Origin of the sequence: Mycoplasma marinum (assembly GCF_004335975.1) — a bacterium.
GTDB classification, from domain to species: domain Bacteria; phylum Bacillota_I; class Bacilli_A; order Mycoplasmatales; family Metamycoplasmataceae; genus Mycoplasma_K; species Mycoplasma_K marinum.
Map to the genome: position 1 here is coordinate 1 of NZ_PSZO01000066.1, position 1,699 is coordinate 1,699.

1 protein-coding gene is annotated in these 1,699 nt (G+C 29.0%); it reads left to right on the forward strand.

The genetic code is table 4. The features are described from left to right. A partial coding sequence (locus C4B24_RS04710) for a DEAD/DEAH box helicase (RefSeq protein ID WP_131599625.1) occupies nt 1-1,699 on the forward strand: 1,699 nt, incomplete at both ends.

Genomic DNA, 1,699 nt, shown 5'->3' on the forward strand with positions numbered 1-1,699 from the left:
CCTTCATTTATTTCCAAAAAACAAGTTAAATATAAAAGTATTGAAAAAGAAATTCTAGATAGGATTGTGGCATACGCTTTTCATGCACAAGGAATTAAAAAACTTAAAGATGAACAGTTTTTGGCAGTTAAAAAGTTGCTCATAGACGGCGGGAATATTTTAGCTGTTTTAAAAACAGGATTTGGTAAATCTCTTATTTATCAATTATTTTCTTTTTTACAACCGGTCATTATTCTTGCTATATTTCCCATTAATGCCCTAATAGATGATCAAAATCTTCATCTAAATGCAAATGGGTTTGATTTTTCAATGAGTAATGCTGAAATTAAAAAGAAAAGAAACAGAATAGATGAAGCGACACTCGCTAATAAAAGATTATTTTTAATTACCGCAGAAAGATTGGAAAATATAGAGGTAAACTACATGCTTAAATCATTGGCGCATTTTGTTGGTGCTATTGTATTTGATGAAGCACATTGTATTTCTGAATGAGGTCATGATTTTAGACCTTCTTATTTAGTTGTTCGCCATGTTATGCAAAATATAAAAGAAAGAAATGATAAGATGAAAATTATTGCTTTAACGGCAACTGCAGCACCATATATTCAAAAGGATATTATGAATATATTAAATATAAATTCAAAAGGTCTTATTAATTTAGCAGATGGGAGTGGCCTTGAGAGGAAGGAACTTAAGTATAAATTAATTAAAGAAAACGATAGTCACTTAAAAACCAAGAATGACAAGAAAAGATTTTGGGGAGAAATAGCTGTTAACGTTGCTAAGAAACAAGAATTTGAGAATGGTGTATCAATTTTGTATTTTATTTATGCCAATAAATGAAATAGGAAATATCCAAATCTTGCATCTGCGGAACATGCTTTCGAAGAGTCTTCAATAAAAAATTCAGGATTATTTATTGGTCGTAAGAAAGAAATAATCAACGAATTGGGAGAGAAAAAGGAAGAGGAAAAATTAAACCCATTCAAGAAAGCAAGTGTCCTCTTTGCAACTAAATCCTTTGGCATGGGTGTAAATATCGAGGAATGTAATTATGTGGGTTTAATTCAACCACCATCGTCACTTGAAGATCTTTATCAACAAGCTGGTCGTGCTGGGCGTAAAGGTCAGGATTCATTAGTTGAAATTAGATATTCAAATTCTCATTTAGTTGATCCAATGCAAAAATCTTCGCCATTTAGATTCTTTTTATCTAATGATAAAGTTAGGGTCGGACTTCAACCTTATTTGGTTGATGAGTTGTTAAGCCTAATTGAAGAAAACAACTTTAAAGATTTAATAATTAATGTCAAAGAATTACACGCAAAGCAAATGAATATACACGAAGAGATTTATATTAGAAAAAATAATTTTGATAATTACTTAAAATGGTCAATAGCTCATTTAATAAATGAATTCGGCATTATTGATTATTACGTGGTTAACTATGGAATGGGAACGTCATTGAAAACTATTAGAATATTCGTAAATAAAGCCAATAAGAAAAGTGAAGATATTGATAAAAGAATAGAAAAAACTTTATCAAATTATGCCATTGATAATAATGGCTTTAATAGAATTGATAAAATAAAACAATTTTATGAATTCTATTTTGCTGAAATTGAAAAACAGAAAAAAACAGGTATTAATATCTTTGTGAATGAGTTGAGAAAAATAGATAAAATAGAAAATTTTGATT